This window comes from Ensifer sp. 38_S197 (genome assembly GCF_056924495.1).
In genome coordinates this window covers 167,480-188,350 of the sequence record NZ_JBXOVZ010000003.1, presented here as the reverse complement: position 1 = coordinate 188,350, position 20,871 = coordinate 167,480, and the positions used below count along the sequence as shown (strand labels likewise).

Annotated in this window: 15 protein-coding genes and 2 pseudogenes; 15 read left to right on the top strand and 2 right to left on the bottom strand. The window is 63.0% G+C overall.

Annotation, left to right across the window (positions count from 1 at the left end; genetic code table 11):
• Window positions 1-65: 65 nt before the first annotated feature.
• Together AC1Z3V_RS33315 and AC1Z3V_RS33310 are read right to left on the bottom strand one after the other, a co-directional pair.
• A complete protein-coding gene (locus AC1Z3V_RS33315) occupies window positions 66-695 on the bottom strand; it encodes an SGNH/GDSL hydrolase family protein (RefSeq protein WP_483504336.1) in 630 nt (209 codons plus the stop codon).
• Between the two features lie 18 nt (window positions 696-713).
• A complete protein-coding gene (locus AC1Z3V_RS33310; protein ID WP_483504335.1) occupies window positions 714-1,862 on the bottom strand; it encodes a mandelate racemase family protein in 1,149 nt (382 codons plus the stop codon).
• 1,031 nt (window positions 1,863-2,893) lie between these two features.
• Between AC1Z3V_RS33310 and AC1Z3V_RS33305 the strand changes: the two genes are divergently transcribed.
• The 15 genes and pseudogenes from AC1Z3V_RS33305 (at window position 2,894) to AC1Z3V_RS33235 (ending at window position 20,767) form a co-directional block, all read left to right on the top strand.
• Window positions 2,894-4,603: a peptide ABC transporter substrate-binding protein gene (locus tag AC1Z3V_RS33305; protein ID WP_483504334.1), complete on the top strand. Its 1,710-nt coding sequence runs from the start codon at window positions 2,894-2,896 to the stop codon at window positions 4,601-4,603.
• Window positions 4,604-4,679: 76 nt separating this feature from the next.
• On the top strand, window positions 4,680-7,397 hold the full coding sequence (locus AC1Z3V_RS33300; RefSeq protein ID WP_483504333.1) for an adenylate/guanylate cyclase domain-containing protein: 2,718 nt from the start codon (window positions 4,680-4,682) through the stop codon (window positions 7,395-7,397).
• Window positions 7,398-7,504: 107 nt separating this feature from the next.
• Window positions 7,505-7,924: pseudogene (locus AC1Z3V_RS33295) on the top strand (Tn3 family transposase); the annotation flags it as partial.
• 726 nt (window positions 7,925-8,650) lie between these two features.
• Window positions 8,651-9,928 carry a plasmid replication protein RepC gene (gene repC / locus AC1Z3V_RS33290; protein WP_483504332.1) on the top strand — a complete coding sequence of 426 codons (1,278 nt, stop codon included), beginning with the start codon at window positions 8,651-8,653 and terminating at the stop codon, window positions 9,926-9,928.
• Window positions 9,925-10,428, top strand: a complete 504-nt coding sequence (locus tag AC1Z3V_RS33285) for a thermonuclease family protein (RefSeq protein WP_483504331.1) — start codon at window positions 9,925-9,927, stop codon at window positions 10,426-10,428. Before repC ends, AC1Z3V_RS33285 begins: the two co-directional genes overlap by 4 nt.
• Before the next feature lie 408 nt (window positions 10,429-10,836).
• Window positions 10,837-11,169, top strand: coding sequence for a DUF736 family protein (locus AC1Z3V_RS33280; RefSeq protein WP_483504330.1), 333 nt, complete (start codon window positions 10,837-10,839; stop codon window positions 11,167-11,169).
• A gap of 118 nt (window positions 11,170-11,287) precedes the next feature.
• Window positions 11,288-11,494 carry an antitoxin VbhA family protein gene (locus tag AC1Z3V_RS33275; protein ID WP_483504329.1) on the top strand — a complete coding sequence of 69 codons (207 nt, stop codon included), beginning with the start codon at window positions 11,288-11,290 and terminating at the stop codon, window positions 11,492-11,494.
• Window positions 11,495-11,557: 63 nt separating this feature from the next.
• Window positions 11,558-12,607 (top strand): Fic/DOC family protein, encoded by a 1,050-nt coding sequence (locus tag AC1Z3V_RS33270; RefSeq protein ID WP_483504328.1) that lies wholly within the window; start codon window positions 11,558-11,560, stop codon window positions 12,605-12,607.
• 221 nt (window positions 12,608-12,828) lie between these two features.
• Window positions 12,829-13,515, top strand: a pseudogene (locus tag AC1Z3V_RS33265) (ArdC family protein); the annotation flags it as partial.
• A 268-nt stretch (window positions 13,516-13,783) separates the two neighbouring features.
• Window positions 13,784-15,199 carry a tyrosine-type recombinase/integrase gene (locus tag AC1Z3V_RS33260; RefSeq protein WP_483504327.1) on the top strand — a complete coding sequence of 472 codons (1,416 nt, stop codon included), beginning with the start codon at window positions 13,784-13,786 and terminating at the stop codon, window positions 15,197-15,199.
• The gene (locus AC1Z3V_RS33255; RefSeq protein WP_483504326.1) at window positions 15,196-17,037 is read left to right on the top strand and encodes a hypothetical protein; all 1,842 of its coding nucleotides are present in this window, start codon (window positions 15,196-15,198) and stop codon (window positions 17,035-17,037) included. The genes AC1Z3V_RS33260 and AC1Z3V_RS33255 overlap by 4 nt, the downstream gene beginning before the upstream one ends.
• Window positions 17,037-18,773, top strand: coding sequence for a hypothetical protein (locus AC1Z3V_RS33250; protein WP_483504325.1), 1,737 nt, complete (start codon window positions 17,037-17,039; stop codon window positions 18,771-18,773). The genes AC1Z3V_RS33255 and AC1Z3V_RS33250 overlap by 1 nt, the downstream gene beginning before the upstream one ends.
• 30 nt (window positions 18,774-18,803) lie before the next feature.
• Entirely contained in the window at window positions 18,804-19,199 is a 396-nt protein-coding gene (locus tag AC1Z3V_RS33245; protein WP_483504324.1) for a hypothetical protein, read from the top strand.
• Window positions 19,196-19,636, top strand: a complete 441-nt coding sequence (locus AC1Z3V_RS33240; protein ID WP_483504323.1) for a hypothetical protein — start codon at window positions 19,196-19,198, stop codon at window positions 19,634-19,636. The genes AC1Z3V_RS33245 and AC1Z3V_RS33240 overlap by 4 nt, the downstream gene beginning before the upstream one ends.
• A 213-nt stretch (window positions 19,637-19,849) precedes the next feature.
• Complete coding sequence (locus AC1Z3V_RS33235; RefSeq protein WP_483504322.1) at window positions 19,850-20,767, top strand: ArdC family protein; 918 nt, start codon at window positions 19,850-19,852, stop codon at window positions 20,765-20,767.
• The last annotated feature ends 104 nt before the right edge of the window (window positions 20,768-20,871 follow it).

Sequence of the window (20,871 nt, the reverse complement as noted above, 5' to 3'; positions counted from 1 at the left end):
CCACTCGGGAACCGACCTTTCTATTACAAGATCCGTCTGCCTGTTCCTCCACAGGCAAGGCCGGATCAGCCAAGAATTTCGCCGACGGGCACGGCGAGCGCCCGTCCGATTGCCGCCGTGTCTGCGGCTTCGAGATGCACACCATCGATTTCTGATGCCCGGGTGACCGACCCGGCATCAAAGAACGGGTGCCCGAGTTCGTCCGCGAGCTTGCGGTAGAGGGGAGATAGCCTCTCGGATTCCGCCACGCTGCGACCCGCCGCCGGATATCCACCTGGACCGGCTGAACAGGGCGGCGGCGCGACGATTAGAAGCTTCGGCTTTGCCGCCTTTGGTTTGTATGGAAAGGTTTCGACGATCTGCGCCAGCCGGCGCATGCCCGAAACCGCCCCTTCTGCGCGCCCGCCATGTACGGGCTTGATGTCGTTGGTGCCGAGCATGACGATGACGAGGTCGAGCGGCATGTGGCTGGCAAGCGCCACTTCCAGCGACTTGGCGCCATTGCGGCATGCGGGCCCTGCGTGGTCGTCGTAGCAGGTGGTGCGTCCGCCGAGACCTTCGGGGATGATCTTTGCCCGGCCGCCAAGCGTTTCGCCCAGAACCTCGGGCCAGCGGCCTTCCGGTGGGTGACGCAGGCCCGTTGCCGGGTCGGCGCCCCAGGTCAGGCTATCTCCGAAGGCAAGAACGGTCTTCATCACAGGTTCGCTCGCCCGTTACCGAACGCGATGGTTTTCGATGAAATTGAAGTCGATGTCCTCGCCGAGACCGGGACGGTCCGGGACATACACATAGCCCTCGCGGTCCATCGGATCGGACAGCGACTTCAGGTAGTCGTGCCCGTCGTCATATTCGAGGAACGGGTGGAGCAGGCCACGCTCGTACCAGCGGCAATTCTTGGTGGCGGCCACGACATGCAGGTTCATGGCGGTGTTGCCGTGCACCTCGCACTCCATGCCGAAGGCTTCGGCAAGATGCATCGTCTTCAGCGCCGGTGTGATGCCGCCGACGTCGTTGACGCCGGTGCGCAGGATGTCGCAGGCGCCAGCCTTGATCCACTCGGCACGGTGCCAATGCTTGCCGGCCGCACTCTCCGGACCAACGACGGGAATGTCGAGATTGTCGGCGAGCCACTTGTAGGACGACAGCGACTGTTCATCCATTGGCTCCTCGATCCAGTCGAAGCCGAGCTTCTCGAGCCCTCGCCCGAGTTCGAGCGCGTCGGTGCGGGAATACCAGTGGAACGCGTCGATCATCAGGCGGATATCCGGCCCTACAGCTTCGCGTACAGCAGCACAGGCCTTGAGGTCCATCTTGACGTCCGGTGCCCAGCTCACAGGCGGCATCCAGGTGTGCAGCTTGATGCCCTTGTAGCCGCGCTTGACCAGCGTCTCGGCAAACCGCCCATAATCCTCTGGCGTTGCAAGGCCTCCTTCGAACTCATCCCCGCACATGATCGAGCCGTAGGCGAGAACCTTGTCGCGATAACCGCCGATCAACTTGTAGACAGGTTGTTTCAAGGTGTGCCCTGCCAGATCCCACAACGCACAATCGACTACCGCCAAGGTACGGTCCGTCAGCTGCGCAGCGGAACCGCGCTGCCAATGGGCGAGATCCTGCCACAATCGTTCGCGGTCGCGATGATCCTCACCGATCAGGACCTTCTTGACGAATTTCTCGATGACATGCGGGCGGACGATCTCCGGCGCCGTGAAGGAATGCCCCTCGTGACCGTCCTCGGTGCGGATAGTTAGCATGGCCTGCTCCACTTGATGCGGCGGGCCGGGATGCGCGTGACCAGCACTGTCCGAGTGGCGGCGTGTGGTCGTGCGGAAGACTCGCACGTCGACGTCGGTGATGATCATTGTTCCTCCGGTATGCGAATAGGCGAGGGCTTGGCCGCGCTAACTTGTCTAGACTGACAATAGGCAGATGTCAGCAAGCTTGTCAAACATGTATGACAGATTTATGGGAAATATCTGATAGGTGGCGTAAAGGTTGGTGAACGCCGTTGCCCGAGTTATTTCGAGATCCGTTGCCTCTATGCGCCCATCTCGTGCCTTGAACCGTGGACTGCTCGAGAGCGACTGGGCATGACCGTCAGATCAGGGGCTTGCGGAACGCTCGAGGCGGGGGGGCAGTCGATCCCGCTTCCCCTTCGGGCCACTACGTTGAAGCTCCCTGCGGCGGCCCTTGTCCCGCCCTTCGCGTGACGCGAATTCCCGCTTTCCCGCTGAAGCGGCGCTGATCCTGCGCCTGATACGCTCATTGTAGCTTTGGCAGGGGAGAGGGTGACCCTGCCCCCTCTCCCCTGCAAGAGGGCGTGGCGTTAGGTTCTCGCTAAACAACGCCAAGGGAGATCAAATCGCGAACAGGAAGCGGATAGACGGATATTGCGCTAAACTTCGCAGTTGGGTGGTTTCCCGTCGTACATCTGGTTGACCAGAACGAGCAAGTCGCGCGAAGACCAGACATCCACGGGCCACAGCGCGCCATCATTACCGTGCGGCAAACAGCCCAGCGACATGCTGCTCATCGATGACTGGGCTGCCGGCGTGAGTTTTGGCTCCAAATAGTCCGCCCAGATGACGGTTTTCCGATCAGCCCCCCTTGCGGTTTGGCGCATTCTCGGAGCAATAATGAGAAGCCATAATGAAATGATAAGGTTTGAGGCAGGGTGCTCTTGGAGGTCGCAAACAGGCAGGGAACGAGCGGACACCGACCCAAGAACATCGGCAACGACCTGGTTTAGGGCACGTGATCGCATCTTGATTTAGTACCCCCAAGTACCCCCTCCCTCGGTCCAGGCATGGGGAGGAAGCACATGTGGCAATCGCCGCTGCTCAGGAGAGCGAGTCGAACTGCGCGCTGGATTGGACCTGTAGCACCCTCGATCATGCTCCTAGTCGCGCTGGCGGTGGCCACGATAGCTGTTGCAAAGGCCGACGATCTTCCAAAGGACACCTTGCGCCTGTTGCTTTGGCAGGCGCCGACTACGCTCAATCCGCACCTGGCGCCGGGCATCAAGGATCAGTTGGCCAGCCGGATCAATTACGAGCCACTCGCCACGTTTGACAAGAATGGCAAGCTCATTCCCTTCCTCGCCGCGGAGGCTCCATCAATCGAGAACGGGGACGTGGCACCAGACGGGAAATCGGTGACGTGGAAGCTGAGGCAGGGCGTCAAGTGGTCCGACGGCAAGCCGTTCACGGCCAAGGACGTGCTGTTCACCTATCGGTTCATCACCAATCCCGATATCGGCTCGTCGAGCGCGCCAAACTACAAGTCGGTCACGAGCGTCGAGGTGATCGACGACCATACCGTAAAGATCGAATTCAAGGATCCGACGCCGATCGGGTCGTACCCGTTCGTCGGCGTGCGGGGAAGCATCATCCCCGAGCATGTCTTCGCGGACTACAACAACGTCAACATCGCATCGGCGCCTGCGAATCTCACGCCCGTCGGCACCGGGCCCTACATCGCCAAGGAATTCCGCCCTGAAGATGTGCTGATGATCGGCGAGGACGTCGTCAACACCGTCAAGATCATCTACGAGCCAAACCCTTTCTATCGCGACCCAGAGAAGCTTCGATTCAAGCAGGTGACGCTCCAGGGCGGCGGCGACGCCAACATGGCGGCCAACGCCGTGCTACGCGACGGCGTGGTCGACTACGCCTGGAACCTGCAGGTGGACGACGATGTGCTGAAGGGCCTGGAGGCAAAGGGCGTGGGCAAGGTGGCCTTCTCGTTCGGATCCTACATCGAGCGGATCATGCTCAACTTCACGGACCCGAACCGCGAAACCGACCAGGGCGAGCGCTCGAGCACGCAGTTTCCGCATCCCTTCCTCACGGACAAGCTGGTCCGCGAGGCCTTTGCCGCTTCCGTCGATCGGGAGAAAATCGCGGCGCTCTATGGCCGGACCGGCCGCGCCACGGCCAATATCCTGATGGCGCCGTCGGTCTACATCTCTCCCAACACGAGCTTCAACTTCGACCTGGCGAAGGCCGGGGCGCTGCTCGACGAGGCGGGCTGGATTGACAGCGATGGCGATGGGGTTCGCGACAAAGGCGGCATTCAACTCCGAGTGCTCTATCAGACGACAGTCAATCCCGTCCGCCAGCAGACCCAGGAGATCGTCAAGCACGATCTGGAATCGATCGGGGTCCTCGTGGAGAACAAGGTGACCGACTCCAGCATCTTTCTCGGCTCAGGCAACGACAACACCAATACCCGCCGGCACTTCTATTCCGATATCGAGGAGTATGCCTACGGCAACAAGAGTCCCGATCCGGACGCCTATATGCGCGGCTGGATCTGCTCGGAAGCCGCGCAGCAGATTAACAACTGGGCAGGCGAGAACTGGAGCCGATACTGTAACCCGGCCTATGACGCCCTCTACGAGCAAACCATGACGGAGGTGGATCCGGAGAAGCGGCGGCAGCTGTTCGTGCAGATGAACGACCTGCTGATCGCGGATGCTGCTGTCGTGCCGATTGTGTACTGGGCCGACGTCACAGGGCTCGGCAAGGACATCGAAGGCTTCGATGGGACGCCCTGGGATTCCGAGACCTGGAACATCGCCGACTGGTATCGCAAACCATGAAGCGCTTGGCCGGTTCCGTTGGGAGAATGCTAACCGCCTGCGCGCCTTGGTCGCCAGGGATCTCGTGGCCCCATCGATGACCCAGCCCACCCCAGCTTCGATAGGCTTCGACCCTGGATCGGACTTGTCGCGGTCGCGCGCCACAGCCGTCGGCGGGCGGCTTCTCGGTCGGCTCAAAATCGGGGGCAAGTTGACCCTCGGCTTTGGCATTCTTGTGGCGCTCACGCTGATTGTCGTCGGCCTCAACTATCTCGGCAGCTTCAAGGCAGTCACCAACATGAATCGGACGAGCGACCTGCGCGCGCCGAGCGCACTCGCTTCCGCGCAGGCCCAGGCCGATCTGCTGCGCATGCTCGGCGAGGTCCGCGGCTATCTGGCCCTGGGCGACGAGACCTATCGTGACGGCTATCGGAAAGCCAGCGAAGCCTTCAACGCGGATCTCCAGATCCTCGAAGGGCTGCTGCACAAGGATCCCGCGGCGCGGGCAGCCGCCGCCGCATCGCGGGTGGATCACAACCTGGCTGCACTGAAGGCTTCGCTCGACCAGTGGCGCGAGCTGCCAGACCGGATGTTCAACCTGCGCAACGATCAGCTGCGCCGCGAACCGGCGCTCCGCATCCTGATCGTCGATGGCAATGCGCTCATCGCCTCTGTCGTGGTCGGCGCCAAGGCCATCATCGCTACGCAACAGCGCCGGGAAGCCACGCCAGCGAATATGGCTTTGCTGGCGGATATGGCGGCGTTTCAGAGCTCCTTCTTCGCCATGGTCTCCGGTTTGCGGGGCTACGTCACGACTAAGCGCGATACGTTCAAGTACGAGTATGAATCGAATCTGACGATCAACAACACCGCCTGGGAGAATCTCGCGCGGAAGCAGGCCCAGCTCGATCCGACCCAGAAGGCGAAGCTGGACAAGATCGCCCATGACCGCGATGCCTTCCTGCTCCTGCCGCCTCAGATGTTCTCGGCGGTTGAGGGCGAGCATGCGCGCGAGGACCTATATCTGTTTCGGACCGAGGCCGTGCCGCTTGCCGAGACGATGCTCAAGCTACTGAGCGACATCGCGGCTGAAGAACAGAGCCTGCTGCAAGAGGATCTCGCCAGCGGCCGGGACCAATTGGCTACAGCGCAGCAGGCCATCCTGCTGGGTGGCGTCGCCGCGGTGATACTCGGCCTGGCGCTGGCCTTCATCTTCCGGGAGAACATTGCCGGTCCGGTGCGGCGGCTGACGGCGATCGCCGAGCGGATCCGGGCAGGGGATCTGGCGGCGCGGGCGGCGGTCGAATCCTCCGACGAGATCGGCAACTTGGCTTCGACCTTCAACAAGATGACGGTGCGCCTGGGCGAGAGCCTGGACGATCTGGAGCGGCGGCGGAACGAGCAGGAGGCACTGGCGACACGGTTTCGGCGCCACAGCGAGTATCTCGGTGCGCTGCACGACACGACGCTGGGCCTCATCCGGCGTCTCGACCTGACGGAGCTGCTGTCGGACCTTGTTGCCCGGGCCGGCCAGCTGCTCGGCACGGAGCACGGGTTCATCTATCTCGTCGATGAGACCGGCACGGCAATCGAGCGCCGGGTCGGGGTCGGCGTCTACGCGGCGTCGATCGGGCAGAAGCTCCGGTCGAACGAGGGGGTAGCGGGCAGAGTCTGGCAGTCCGGGCAATCGCTGGTCATCAACGACTATGACACCTGGGAGGGACGCGCTGCTGCAGCAGCGAAGCTGGAGATGACCGTGCGCTCTTGCATGGGTGTGCCGCTCAACTCCGGCAACGGTGTCATCGGCGTGCTCGGCATGGCCTATGTCACGCATGATCTGCACTTCGGCCAGGAGGAGGTCGAGCTGTTGAGCCGCTTCGCGCAGCTTGCCTCGATCTCTCTCGACAATGCGCGCCTCTTCATGACCGCCCAAGAGGCGCGGCACCGCGCCGAGGAGGCGAGCAAGCGTATTGGCGCGCAGAACCGGATGCTCGAATCGTTGTCGACGAAGCTCTCGAAGTACCTGTCGCCGCAGGTCTATACCTCGATCTTCACGGGCAAGCAGAGTGTCGAGATCTCCTCGCAGCGCAAGAAGCTGACGATCTTCTTCTCCGATATCGCCGATTTCACCGAGACGACCGACAACCTCGAATCCGAGGAGCTGACTGGGCTGCTCAATCGCTATCTCACGGAGATGTCGAAGATCGCCCTCGAGCATGGCGCCACGATCGACAAGTACGTCGGCGACGCCATCCTCGCGTTCTTCGGCGACCCGGATACCCGGGGTGTTCGAGAGGATACTCTCGCCTGCGTGAGGATGGCAATTGCTATGCAGCGCCGCATGCGGGAGCTCCAGTCCGAGTGGTCGGATGTGGGCATGGAGAAACCGTTCCAGCTGCGGATCGGCATCAATACGGGCTTTTGCACCGTCGGTAACTTCGGCAGCGAAGACCGGATGGATTACACGATCATCGGCGGCGAGGTGAACCTGGCATCGCGTTTGCAGGCACACGCCGACCTCGGCGGCATCCTCGTCGCTCATGAGACTTATTCCCTGGTGAAGGACGATATCCCTGCCGAGGAACTTCAGTCCATTCGCGTCAAGGGCTTTGCGCAGCCGATCAGGACCTACCGCATCCTCGGCATCTGCGATGATCTCATCGACCAACGAAACATCGTTCGTCATCAGCAGGACGGCATCAAGATCGAGGTCGATTTGGCCCGCTTGTCGCCAGAGGACAGACCGAGGGTCATCCAGGTTGTCGAGGGTCTACTCTCCAGACTGGCGTCGGATGCCCAGTCGAGGTCTGAATAGGGTCAAAGCTTCCCCTTCAGATTCCCCGGCCGAATGGCAGAGAAGGGTCGATAGTGTTGAAAAAGTTCGTTTTCTACAACGTCAGGCGCAAACTCGTGATCGGGCCGGATGGCAATATCAATCGCCGGCTCTACGAGACCGCGATGCTCGCTCACCTGCGCAACAAGCTGCGTTCGGGCGACGTCTGGGGCGTGCGATCTTCCGCCTATCGCCGCTTCGACAGCTATCTCCTGCCGGAGCCAGCCGCCACGCCGATTGTCGCCGAACTCGGGCTGCCAACGGCCGCCGACGAATGGCTCGAACAACGTGAGCTCGACTGGCGGCTGAAGAAGTTTGCGCAGCGCCTCAAACGGGACCAGCTCCAAGGCGTGCGCTTTGTCGAGGATCGGCTGCAGATCTCGCCGCTCAAGACGGCGATCCCCTCCGAAGCGCTCGCTGATCGGCTCAACGCGATGATGCCGCGCATTCGCATCACCGAACTCCTGCATGAAGTCGCCCGCGAAACCGGCTTCATGGCGGCCTTCACACTGTCAACACCGCAATCTGGGGCGATTGAACGACGTCAAGCTCGGACGGGCAGTTTTTCCGAACTGTCGGTTCGCGATGCGGTAACGATCGCAGATCGTGTTGTCGCCGGAAGCGGCTGGCTACCGTCCCCTGTTCGCTTAATATTGCCCGAGGTGGACACTGAAATCGAAGCCGGGCCGGTCACGTTTTTCTCTCCGTGATCGGCCCTCCCGCCTCCGAAGCCGATGATTAGGAGCCAGGGTCGACCTGGCTCTAATCATGTCGAGGGGAGGCCCAATCCCCCTCCCCTCGCGCACCCCTTCCCACCCATGGATTTCCGATTCGGACACTGGATCCGCATCAATTTGCTTCGGATTTTGGCCGCCGTGAATGAGGGCGTCGTTTGCGAATATTGCAGCAAATCGCCGCAAAAACAGTCAATTGTAGTGGGGTCAGGTCGCCTTGGTAGCCATCTGATGGCCCACATTGTTGCGCCAATATGCTTTCTGCCGCTATGTTTCCGACGCAGCGGAATCGGTTCGAATGCCGGCTGCGAAACGATCATTATTTGGAGAGATGTACCCGACCAGAAAAGAAAAACCGCTCCCGAAAAAATTCCGGAAGCGGTCTGCGAGTCAATAATTTAGCCAAATCCTTTCTCGCAGACCCTCCCTTCCCTGTCAACGATGAATGCACCTTTTCGGTGAACGGCGAAGCTTTGCCTGGTCTCAAAATGGAGACGAGGAATGGGGGAAACCCAAATGAATCTGCGGCCCGCCGGCCGCCGGATAACGCCGCAGCGCGCCCATTTCCGCCGATTGGCGGAGTCGGCAGAAATCGGGACGGTCACGCGCGCCCAGTTGGCGATACTTGTTCAAAGCCTCCCATGCGTTGGCTTGATCAATGGAACGGAAAGCCATCTGCTGTTAGCTCTGGTCAACACGGCCCAGGCCGATGCGTTCGACAAGTCAGGCCGTCCGATCATATTTAAATCCAACCAGCAGCTGGCTTTCGAAATCGGACGATCGGTCGGCCGCGTCAGCCGTATGTTGTCGCGGCTGTTCGACGTCGGCCTGGTCACCATGCAGGATAGCGGCAATTACAAGCGCTATCCGATACGCAACGCCCAAGGCGAGATCACGGACGGATGCGGGATTGATCTGCGCATTTTGATCGTTCGATATGTCGAACTCGATGAATTGGTTAGGCGTGCGCGTGCGGAGAAGAAGGCCGCAGATGCAGCCTTGCGGCGTTACCGCGGGGCGCTTCGCAACGCGCGCCAGGCCCTAGCGATCGCCACCGAGCAGAGCGAGCGAGTCGTGAGACTGATCGAAGCCCGCATCGATCGCGTCAGCGATCGTGTCGGGATCGCCGGAAAGGCCACCAGCAGCGTGCTGCGTCGGGCAACAGCTCTGCTGGAGTGGTTCGTAGAGCGTTTGATGCGACTTCCGCGTCGATCAGAAGATGGGCACGAGACGCTGAATAGGACATGCCCGCATGTCGAAAACGGCATGCACAAACAGACTACAACCCCCTACCCTCTTGCAGATAGTAGTGATGAACCGCGTTCGGCTAACGCCGAACAACTCAATCCGGTCAAGGCTGGCTCCGCCAGCAATTGGGCTTTTGAAGAAAGCCTGGGGCGACGGCGGAGCCAAATCAACCGGCCCCAGCGCTTGCCGCAGAAAATGGTCGCCTTGCGAGATGTGCTTAGGGCGTTGCCCGCATTGAAGACCTACGGGTTTACGCCCGCCACCTGGGGAGACCTGGCGCGGGCCATGCCGCTGATGTGCCGATTTGCCGGGATCTCCGAGGATGCCCGACGCCGCGCTGTCGAACAGATGGGCGAGCAGCAAGCCGCCGTTGCGGTCGCCGTGACGCTAGAGAAATACGACCGGCAGGACGTCAAGTCGCCGGGAGGTTATTTGCGGGCCCTTACTGACCGCGCCGCCGCGGGCGAATTGCATCTCGCCCGCTCTGTGTTCGGGCTCGCTGCCCGAAACTCCATGGAGACCAAACATTGAGACATAAAGGCTTACCGGCGTTTTGCGCCATCCTCATCGTCATCGGTGGTTCGGCGGAAGCTGCCGACCTTTCAGGCCGCGCCCGTGTCATTGATGGCGATACCATCAACATCCGAAACCAGCGCGTCAGGATTGCGGCCATTGATGCCTGCGAACGCGATCAGACGGGATTGAGAGACGGAACGGTGTGGCGCTGTGGCGTCGCAGCCCGGAGCTACCTCAGCAAAATGATCGACGGACAGCATGTGCGCTGTGACATCATTGACCAGGATCAGTATCGGCGCCTGGTCGGCCAGTGCTTTCTCGGTGACATCGATATCGGGCTTGCGATGGTGAAAGCCGGGATGGCAGAGGCAATGTTGCGGTATTTGCCGGCGACCCACTCAATCAGTGAGGTCGAGTATGGCCAAGCCGAGAACAGCGCCCGCGACAACGGTCTCGGCATGTGGTCCGCCGAGGTCGAAAGCCCGCACCTCTATCGCCGGGCCAAACGTCCGTGATGCCGTGGCCCTCGACTAGTCAGTATTCCGCAACGGCGGATTTGCTCTCTGCGCCGAATTGCTTCACCTTTTCTGCCGAATCGGCGGATAAGCTGTTGATATCGCCGTAATCGTGATTAATATTGATGCATAATTTGCGGTTGTATGTCGCTGGAGAAACGGGGAAACGTTGCCAGAGAGGTTCAAGCCACACTCCTCTGATGCGGTTGCTTGTGACGCTCGTTCGCACGTCGAAGCGAATTTGCGCAAAGCCGGACGCCGCAAAAATTTCCCCGCCTTCGGCTTCCTCGCGAGAAGCAAATTTTCGCGCCGTCCAGCTTCCTCCGCTCCGCTCCGGCCTGCGGTGCCCATCGCTAACCGCCGTGCCGCTTGAACGATCATCGCAACCGCAAACGAGGAGTGAAAGACATGAACATCACCAACTACATCCAGTTCGAAGGCGACGACCTCGCAACCGCAAAGGGCACCGGCCTTATCTCCACCATCGACCGGGACATGGACATCAAGGTTGTGCCGTTCGACTCGGACAATGAAAAGGCCCCGACGCATCGCGTCTACGCCAAATCACCGCGCGGCCACGATATCGAGGTCGGCGGCATCTGGAAGAAAGACAACCAGGAGGGCAAGCCCTACTTCACGCTTTCGATCCGCAAGCTCCGCTACAATGCCAATCTCGGCCGGTTCCCGGGCCAGGACGACGCCTCCCTGCAGGCGATCATCGAGTGGGACGCCCGCGATTGATCCGCTCACAGCGCCCGGCAACCAGCCGGGCGCATACCTGCGAAAGGCCGGAAATCCGGCAAAATGCTGGATTTGCAGCATTATTCCTGCTAGGTTTCCCGTAACTGGAGATTTGCCCATGAACGTTCATTCCCGCCGTCCGGACCGTTCCGCGGAAGCCGTCGAAAAGCGGCGCAAGGCTGCGGAGCAGGCACGCGCTGCCAATGTCCGGCAGGGCTATGTTCACGATCCCGTCCTCGAGGCGGCGACCGACCGCTATGTCGCCGGCGCCATTACCACGGAAGAGTTTCGCGAAGAGATGCTGGCGCGCTTCAAGCGCGCCTGATCTTCGATCAGTGAATTGAACAAGCCGCCTGCGTTCCCAGGCGGCTTTTTCATGAGGAATCGATTGGCAAACGAGCAGCCAAAGGGCTCTTACACCTACCCCGACGTTTTATGTGATCCTGATCGCACGGGCGTCTTGCGCAACAAATTGACCCTGACGACACATTCAGAACTGCGGGTGGCCGAATACGCGCTGACCAACATCCGACAGATCGAGATAGCCGAGGGACGTGGACCCAACGGCAAATTCGACGCGGCCCATCTGAAGGCGATTCATGGATACATTTTTCAGGACGTTTACGAGTGGGCCGGGCACACGCGCAACGAAACGCCGATCGTCGACGGCGAGCGTGTCGAGCCGATCGGGGGCTTGTCTAAGGGCGGCACTTCGTTCCTGCCGGGATCGCGCATAGAAATGGGCTTGGACGAGGCCTTGAAGCCGATCCAAGATCCGCAAGCACTGCGCACTGCCACGCCTGAGCAATTTGCCGAACGCGCCGGCAAGGTCCTTGCCGAACTGAATTATGTGCATCCGTTTCGCGAGGGCAACGGCAGAGCGCAAGAAGCCTTCATTTCCGAACTCGGGCGCCGCTTCGGGCAAGAGATCGATTTTTCCGTTATCAGCAAGCCACGGATGATCGACGCGTCGATCGAGACCACGAACGACCCTTCGAGCGATGCGATGAAGCGGGTCGTGCAGGACGCTTTGGATCCTAATCGCCGTGAAGCAATTCGAGCGGCATTCGCGGATTTGAAAGACTGCGGCGAGGAGCCCCTTCACCATAATGTTCGCACCGCCTGGACCGGAGAGGAAATCACCGGCACGGTTCTCGGAGCTGACGACCGCGTGGCGAGCCTCGTCACCGAACGCAGCATCGTCGTTGCTGATCGCACCGATTTGCCCGAAAATTTACCGCACGACGAAGAAATCACCTTTACCGCCCGATCGGACTTTTCCCAGCTGGGGCGAGAACGTCTGGCCCGACAGGTGCAATCGCAGCAGACGCCGGCCGGGCAGCCACAGCAGGACCAGAATCTTGATCTGAAGGCCATCGAAGCGAACTTGGCAGCGCAAAGAAGCCGTGAGCGCGATGACGACAATCATGGGCGGTGAGGAACTTCGGCAGATTTAAAGCTGTGCCTCGCCGGCCATGACGGGCAGGCGCCAATGTTCTGCGCCCTCTCCTTCCGTCAGATGATTGACGGACAAGCTACGATAGCCCCTCCCCCATGCAACCGCTGGCGCGGTCCTCCTCTCCGTTGCGGCCCTTTGGGTGCATGGGCTCGCTTCGGCCATCTCCGTTTTTTGCCGTCAACCAACGGAAGGAGACGGCAGTGCAGAACATCAAGGACACCTACCAGCGCATTACGGATGCGGTCATCGAGCAGCTTGAAGCCGGCACCAAGCCGTGGATCCGCCCCTGGCGCGGAAACAGCCGCGGCTCCCTCGTTCCGCGCCGCGCAACGGGCGAAGCCTATCGCGGGATCAACGTCCTGATGCTGTGGCTTGCAAGCGAGTGCGCCGGCTACGAGGAAAACACCTGGCTCACCTACCGCCAGGCTCAAGAATTCGGTGGCCAGGTCCGGAAGGGCGAAAAAGGCGCCCTGGTCGTCAAATACGGCACCTTCGCCCCCAAGGAGCGCGAGGACGATGACGATCGCGGCATTCCCTATCTCAAGGGCTACACGGTCTTCAACGTCGAGCAGATCGAGAACCTTCCGCAGGAGTTCTATCGGCCGGCCGAGGCGCTCCCGACGACGCAGGTCCCCCACCTTGAGGCAGTCGAAGCGTTCGTCCGAAACACCGGTGCGGCAGTCACTTACGGTGGTGCAACAGCCTGCTATCGCCCTGCCCTCGACGATATCCTTATGCCCGACCGGGAGCGGTTCGAGTCCGAGATACACCTCTATTCAACTCTCCTGCATGAACTGGCTCATCTTTCCGGCTCAAAGCATCGACTGGACCGTGACTTGAGCGGCCGCTTTGGCAGTGAAGCCTATGCCATGGAAGAGCTAACAGCATTATCCTGACACTGTGATCCTGTCTCAGAATCAGGCATGGGGAGGCATCATCGGCGGTTCCGGTGAGGCTCTTCAGACGTCCGGGTCAAGCGTTCCCGCAGCGTAAGCGAGGACAACGCTTGACGCGGCGGCGACTCCATAAGCTTGTTCATGGGGTGCAGGCAAAGTCCTGCACCCCTGCCACGTGGCGAACGGGAGAGCGCGAGGGGAACCCCTCGCAGTCCAACCAAAGAAGTTGCGCCGAAGGCGCTCCGTTCAGGTATCGTGCGTGCAGTTGTATTTTACCGATCTTGGCGCTGTTTCGCGCCCACTTTCCATTGATGGTTTCGCAGTAAACTCTGCGCTCGGCGCGCTCGACACAGCCGAGCGCGCTGGGCTGATCGACGGCATGCCCTTCATCCTGATGGATGACGCCAGCTATGATCTCCATATCAACCGCTTCTTCCGCGCCTGTCCGGCTATGGGCGCGCGCTCGCCGAACACTTGGCGTTCTTACGCACGGGATATTCTTGTCTGGGCGCGCTTCCTCGGCGAATGCCGTGGCGGCAAGACGGTCTGGCAGGCCGATCGCCACGATGTCCTGGCCTTTCATCGGGCACGGCGCCTGTCGGACGCGCCTTACCGGATTTCAGCGGCGAGCTGGAATCGGAGCGTTGCGGCACTCGACAAGCTTTATCGCTGGGCCGTCGAAGAGGAGATCATCACGACCTCGCCCTTCGGCTACGGCGTCGAGCTGCGGCGGGCGGCGGGTACGCGCGCCATGGTGGCTGTCACGACGAATCGGGCACGCGAGCGCGCAGCGCGTCGGCACGATATTCGATACATTGACCTTGGCCGCTACCTGCTCTTTCGCGACGTTGGGCTGAGAGGACGTTTGCCCGACGGCTCGGAGGACCCGGCGTGGCGGGGCCGCAATGGCGAGCGCAATGCGCTCTTCGCCGAGCTTCTCGTCACGACCGGTTTGCGACTGACCGAGGCCGGCAGTCTGCTTCTGACGGAGCTTCCGCACCCGGCCGAGCGCGGATCGCGTTCAGTGCCGTTCGATCTTCCTGGTCCGATCGCGAAGGGCGGACGACCGCGGCGCATCCGGATTCCCCGCAGGGTGCTGAGGATGATCACCGACTACATCGGTCTCGAGCGCACCATCTCCGTCTCCCGGTCCGAACCGGTGTCCGATCCTTTGTGGCTGATGTCGGAGGACAGGAAGGCAAGCGACGCCGCAGGCAAGCGTGTTCGCCTCGACCGGCTGACGCCGCGCGAGCGCCGGCGCGTGCTGGTCGGCGTGTCCGGCCAAGCGCAGCATGCCTCGCTGTGGCTGACCGAAGGCGGCAAGCCTGTGCCATCGGCCACCTGGGAAGCGGCCTTCCGCCGGGCCTGCGCCCGCTGTCGCCGCTTCGGCATCGAGATCGACGTGACGCCGCATACCTTGCGGCACACCTTCGCCGTCAACATGCTCTCCATGCTGATCCGCGAGCAGATCGGGACGGTCTTCGATCCGCAAGATCGGCACGGCGCAGCCTATCGGCGGATTCTCGGCGATCCGCTGCAAAAGCTGCAGCACCTCCTGGGGCACGCGAGCGTGACCAGCACCTACATCTATCTCGACAGTCTTGCCGAAGCGCAGGAGCTGGTGGAGGCGGCCGCGGATCGCTGGGCCGAAGACACGGCCGGAGATGCCCGATGACCTCCGCGACGACTGCCTCAGTGCGGCGGCCCGGCCGTCGTGCACTGTTTCCCGAGGCGTTGCCCGATCCTGCGGGTGAAGCCGCAGCGGCGATTGCCTCGCTGCGCTTCACCGTGACGCTGGCGGACCGCAGCAAGACGATCGACCTGTCGATGCTCAGCGGCCGCAAGGCATTGGCCCGGAGTTTTGCCGGCACGCTCTGGCGCGCCTGCCAGGTCGGCGGTCCGGCCGGTTCGATATCGACGGCCTCCGCCTATGCCAATTCGCTCAGGATGTTCTGGCGGTATCTCGACGCCGTTAGTCCCCACGTCGTCAGATTATCCGACGTGAGCGCCGCCTGCATCAACGGCTTCGACGCCTGGATGGAGGAGAGCGGCCTGCATCCCAATCACCGACTGCAAAGGATGAGCAAGGTGCTCAATCTGCTGCGGCTCGCCGAGGCTGCCGAGCCCGGCCACCTGCCGCCCGATGCATCGCGGCGGTTGATGTACACGAGCGACCGATCGGGGGTGCGCGCTCGGCCACGCGATGCCTATGGCGACGATGTCGCCACGGCGTTGCGGACCGCTGCACGCACAGATCTCGCCGCCATCATCCGCCGTTTCGCCGACGCAGATCGGATTCCGACGGTCGAGGATGCCGATCGAAGCGGCACTCTCGCGGCGGAACACGCGGCGGCCATGGCGGCGATCGATGCGGACAGCGTCATCGGGCATAGACATCCTCTCTTCAAGCGGCTCTACACGCTCCGCCGTGAGAGCGGCCTGCCGAACGATCGGCTGATCCATGAACTGCATGGCCGCCGGCACCTGCTCGCCACCGACCTCGTGCCGCTCATCGTCCTCGTTTCACTCGACACCGGGCTCGAGATCGAGGCGATCAAGGGCTTCCGGGCCGACTGCCTGAAGAATCCGGCGGGGGGCTATGTCGAGATCGAGTATTGCAAGCGCCGGGCGCGCGGCGCCGAGTGGAAGCGGCTGCGTGTGCGCGACGGCGGTTCCTCCACGCCGGGCGGCTTGATACGCAAGGTGTTGCACTGGACCGCCCCGGCGAGAAGCCGGCTTGGTGCCGACACGCTCTGGGTCCATTACGCCTGGGGCCGTTTGACCCCGCACGTGCTTGGCATGAAGGAGCCTGTGGCTTCATGGACCCGCCGGCACGACCTTCGCGATGAACAGGGTCAGCCGCTCCGTCTCAACCTGACCCGCCTGCGCAAGACCCACAAGGCGGCATGGTATCGACGCACGGGCGGCCAGCTCGATCGCTTTGCCGTCGGGCACAGCGTCACGGTCGCGGCCAATCACTATGCCGACATTCCCGCGCTTCGCCATGTCCACGAGGCGACAATCGCCGACGCCATGCGCGATGCGTTCGACGCTGCACGGCAACCGGGCGTCCTGCCGTCGAACGAGGAGTTGATTGTCCGGGCCGATCCGGACCGAGCAATGGGGCTTCCCGTTGCCGGCGCTGCTGCCATTACCGCCTTGCTCAGCGGCGAGCAGGACGTCTGGCTCGCCAGTTGCGGCGGGTTCTACGCGAGCCCGTTCGGCACAGCGGGCGAAGCCTGTCCGTCGCCCTTCTGGGGCTGTCTCGAATGCCGCAATGCGGTGATCACGGCCCGCAAGCTGCCCGCGCTGCTATCGTTCCTCAGCTTCATCCGGACGCAGAGACAAGCGCTCACCGAAGCCGACTGGGCGACCAAATTCGGCCGCGTTCACGGCCGGATCGCCGATCAGATCCTGCCCCGGTTCAGCGAAGCCGAGATCGATGAGGCGCGACAGGCCGCGGCTGCGGACCCGAGGCTGATCTACCTGCCGCCTGAAGCGGGAGCGCCATGATGCCGGCGCCGATCATGCTTCCAGGGCGGCCATCTTTGCCCTCGGCCATTTACAGTGACGACGAGCCTGTGCTCGCCGGCATTGCGATCAGGGACGATGCCGACCGCGCGCAGCTTCCCCGCTTCGGTGACGATCACTGGGATCTGAGCGCTGCCATCTTCCGGGTGAACGCCCGCTACAGCAATTACCGGCTGAACTTTGTCCGCATCGCCGATCCGGCCACGCGCCGTCTGGCGAAGGAGTATGTCATCGCTCGTCTACGCATCCATGTTCCAGGATACCGTGCGCCCTGCGGCGCGACCTCGGCGATCCGGCTTCTGCGCTACGTCCAGCATTTTGCCGCGTTCCTTCGGGCGCGGCTCGGCGCCGTCGACATCGGTCGAGTCGACCAGGCTCTGCTCGACGCTTATCTGATGCATGCTCGCGACAGCGGCCGGAGAACGCCGCATGAGACGGTGAAGTATGTCGAGGTGCCGATCGACCTGCACCACCTGGCGCCGTGGCTGACCGGCGGTGGCATCGGCTTTCTGCCGTGGCGCGGCCGTGCCGCGCACCGTGTTGCCGGTCGGCCTCCGGCGCCTGCCGAGAACGCCACGCCGCGCATTCCCGAGCCGATCATTGGCGCCATGCTCCGCTGGGCGCTCAAGTATGTCGAGATTTACGCACCCGACATTCTCGCCGCGCGGGCGGAACTGGACGCTCTCGAAGCTCGCTGCGCCCGGCTGATGGCGCGGGATGCGCGCACCGGACGGGCCGTCGCCAGGACCTATCGGGCCCGCGTGGCGAGGTGGCTCGACGCGCGCCGGGCCGCCCGCCGGGGCGTGCCGATCTGGGAGCGTGCGCCCAACGCCGCCCGGCGGATCGATCCGCTGACCGGCCAAGAGCTGCCACCCTACAACCTCTACCTGATGCGGCTGCACGCCGGCGCGCCGGAGAGCGGCCGCGTCAGCCAGTCCGAGCCGACCGCGCGGCTGATCGAGGAGATGGTCGCCGAACTTGGGACCGAGGTCGGCGGTCTCGATACGCCGATCTCGGTCGATCCGGACACCGGCCTGCCATGGCGCGAGCGCTTCGACAGCCTCAGCCTCGCCCGCGAGGAGCGGATGCTGCAGGGCGCCTGCTATATCGTCTGCGCCTATCTCACCGGCATGCGCGATAGCGAGGTTCAGGCCATGCAGCCGGGATGCGTGTCGCCGGTGCGAAGCGCCGACGGCCTGGTCGAACGCTATCGGGTGCGCAGCACCGTCTACAAACGTCATGGACCGCGCGGCGTGACCGCCGACTGGATCACGATCGAGCCGGTCGCCCGCGCCGTCGAAGTCATGGAGGTGCTCTCGGCGCGCAATCGCAAGGAGAAGGGGCTCTCGTCCCTGTGGGTGACCCTGAAGGACTGGCCCTGGAGCGCCGATCATCTCGGTATCGGTGCGGCGCCGACGCTCAATCTTTTCCGCGACGGTCTTGATGCGCGGTCGCAAGGCGAACCAGTCATCCCGCGCATTGGAGACGAGCCCTGGAAGTTCACGACGCGGCAATTGCGCCGCACGATCGCCTGGTACATCGCCAACCGACCCTTCGGCACCATCGCCGGCAAGATCCAGTACAAGCACGCCTCCGTCGCCATGTTCGAAGGTTATGCGGGATCAAGTGAGGCTGACTTCCGCCTGGCCGTCGAGCGAGAGCGTGCACTCGGTCAGCTCGACGACATTGTCGCCCATTACGAGGCGTTCCTTCGCTAGGAAGGCCCGGCCGGACCGGGCGCGGCCCGATTGCGACGGGAGTTCGCCCGCGTCCAGGACGAACTCGGCGATCTTCCCGGTCGGATCATGGACCGCAAGCGCCTACGCACCATGCTTGCCCATCTCGGACGGACGCTGCATGTCGGCTTCCTCAACGACTGCCTCTTCGATGCGGCGACCGCCCTCTGCCTATCCGGCTCCCCGGATTCCGAGCAAACGGCGCCAGTCCTGTCCCGATGCAGTCCCGATCGCTGCCCGAACGCCTGTCTGACCGCCCGGCATCGCGAGCCATGGCAGGCTTCGATCGCCGAGGGCGAAGGGTTGCTTGCTGTAGGCCGCCTGTCGCCGTTGCAACGCGAAGCCATCGCGCGCGACAACGAACGCAAGCGCCGGCTCATCGCACCACTGTTAGAGGGCGGAGCATGAGCGCGCTCGGCGCCAAGAGCGAGGCGGCGTTGCGGGCGGCGATGGCGCGGCTGCTCGACGGCCGCCCCGAGCGCACCGACGGCGCGCTCACCGTCGCCAACCTGGCGCGCGAAGCGGGCGTCAGCCGGGCGACGGCGAACCGTGCGGTCGGTCTTCTCGCTGAGTTCCGGGCGGCCGAAGCGCGTCACCGGCAGTCCTCCCCGAGGGCCCTCAAGGAGCGCGTCCGTGCGCTCGAAGCCGATCTGAGGGCCGTGCGCGGCGCCGAGATCGCCGAACTGCGCAGTCTCGCCCGCAAGCTCGCCCAGCACATCCAGGTGCTGACGTTGCAGATCGCCGAGCGGGATGCCGTCATCGAGGGTCTTCGGCAGGAGCTGGCCCGATCTGGTAACGCCCGGGTTGTCCCCCTGAAGCGGTCGCCGCGAGACGACCCCGGCTGAGGGCGGCGCATCATCCGGGCCGTTCCGGGCGCCGATCATGGTCGGCATCTCCTTCAGCTCGCCCGTCGAGGCAGGGCTCGGGTGTGGCAGACGCTGCCAGCCCATCAACCCTGTTCCGCACCAGCACCGAGAACAGGGTGTGACGGGCCGGCCTCCCGCGTCTGCCCCTGCCGCCTCGCCCTCGACGGAGAGGGCGAGCTGAAGGAGGCACCCATGACCACAGATCGCACCACCCAGACCCCGACCGATATCTACGAGCGCGTCACCAGCCAGATCATCGCCGCCATCGAGACCGGCGCCGGCGACTATCGGATGCCCTGGCACCACGACGGATCGGCCATCACCACGCCCGTCAACATCGCCTCGTGCAAGGCCTATCGCGGCGTCAACATCCTCACGCTCTGGGCTGCCGCGCACGCGGCCGGCTATCCCGCTGGCATCTGGGGCACCTACCGCCAATGGCAGGCGCTCGGCGCTCAGGTTCGCAAGGGTGAACGCGGCCATCTGGTCGTGTTCTGGAAGACTGCCGATCGTGACGCGGCCAACTCTCAACACGGCGACGAGGATCGTGACGAGCCCGCCCGGCGTCTGTTCGCCCGCGGCTACACCGTCTTCAATTGCGCCCAGGTCGACGGTTATACGCCGCCCGAGATGCCGGCGCTGCCCGAGGCCGAGCGGATCGAGCGGGCCGAACGCTTCTGCACGGCGCTCGGCATCGACATCCGCCATGGCGGAGCACAGGCCTACTACCGTCCGTCTACCGATCATGTGCAGATGCCGGAGTTCGCCTGCTTCCGCGATGCGATCGCCTACTACGCCGTGCTGCTCCATGAATGCGGCCACGCTTCCGGCGCCAAGCATCGCCTCGACCGCGATCTTTCCGGACGCTTCGGCTCGGCCGCCTATGCCATGGAGGAGTGCACGGTCGAGCTGTTGAGCGCGATGATCTGCGCCGACTTGGGCCTCAGCGTTGAGCCGCGCCCCGACCATGCCCGCTACATCGCCTCCTGGCTCGAGGTGCTGCGTTCCGACTCGCGCGCCATCTTCACCGCCGCGAGCAAGGCGCAGCAGATTGCCGACTGGATGCATGCACAACAGGCTCAGCAGGACGAGGTCCGGGGCGTCGCATAGGCGCCCCTTTCAAGACGTTTCAGATAGATCCTGCCGCGTCAGATCGCGCGCTTCGAGGCAGGAGCAGTTCGGATCTCGACGCGCGCCGCCAGCGAACGCGCCTG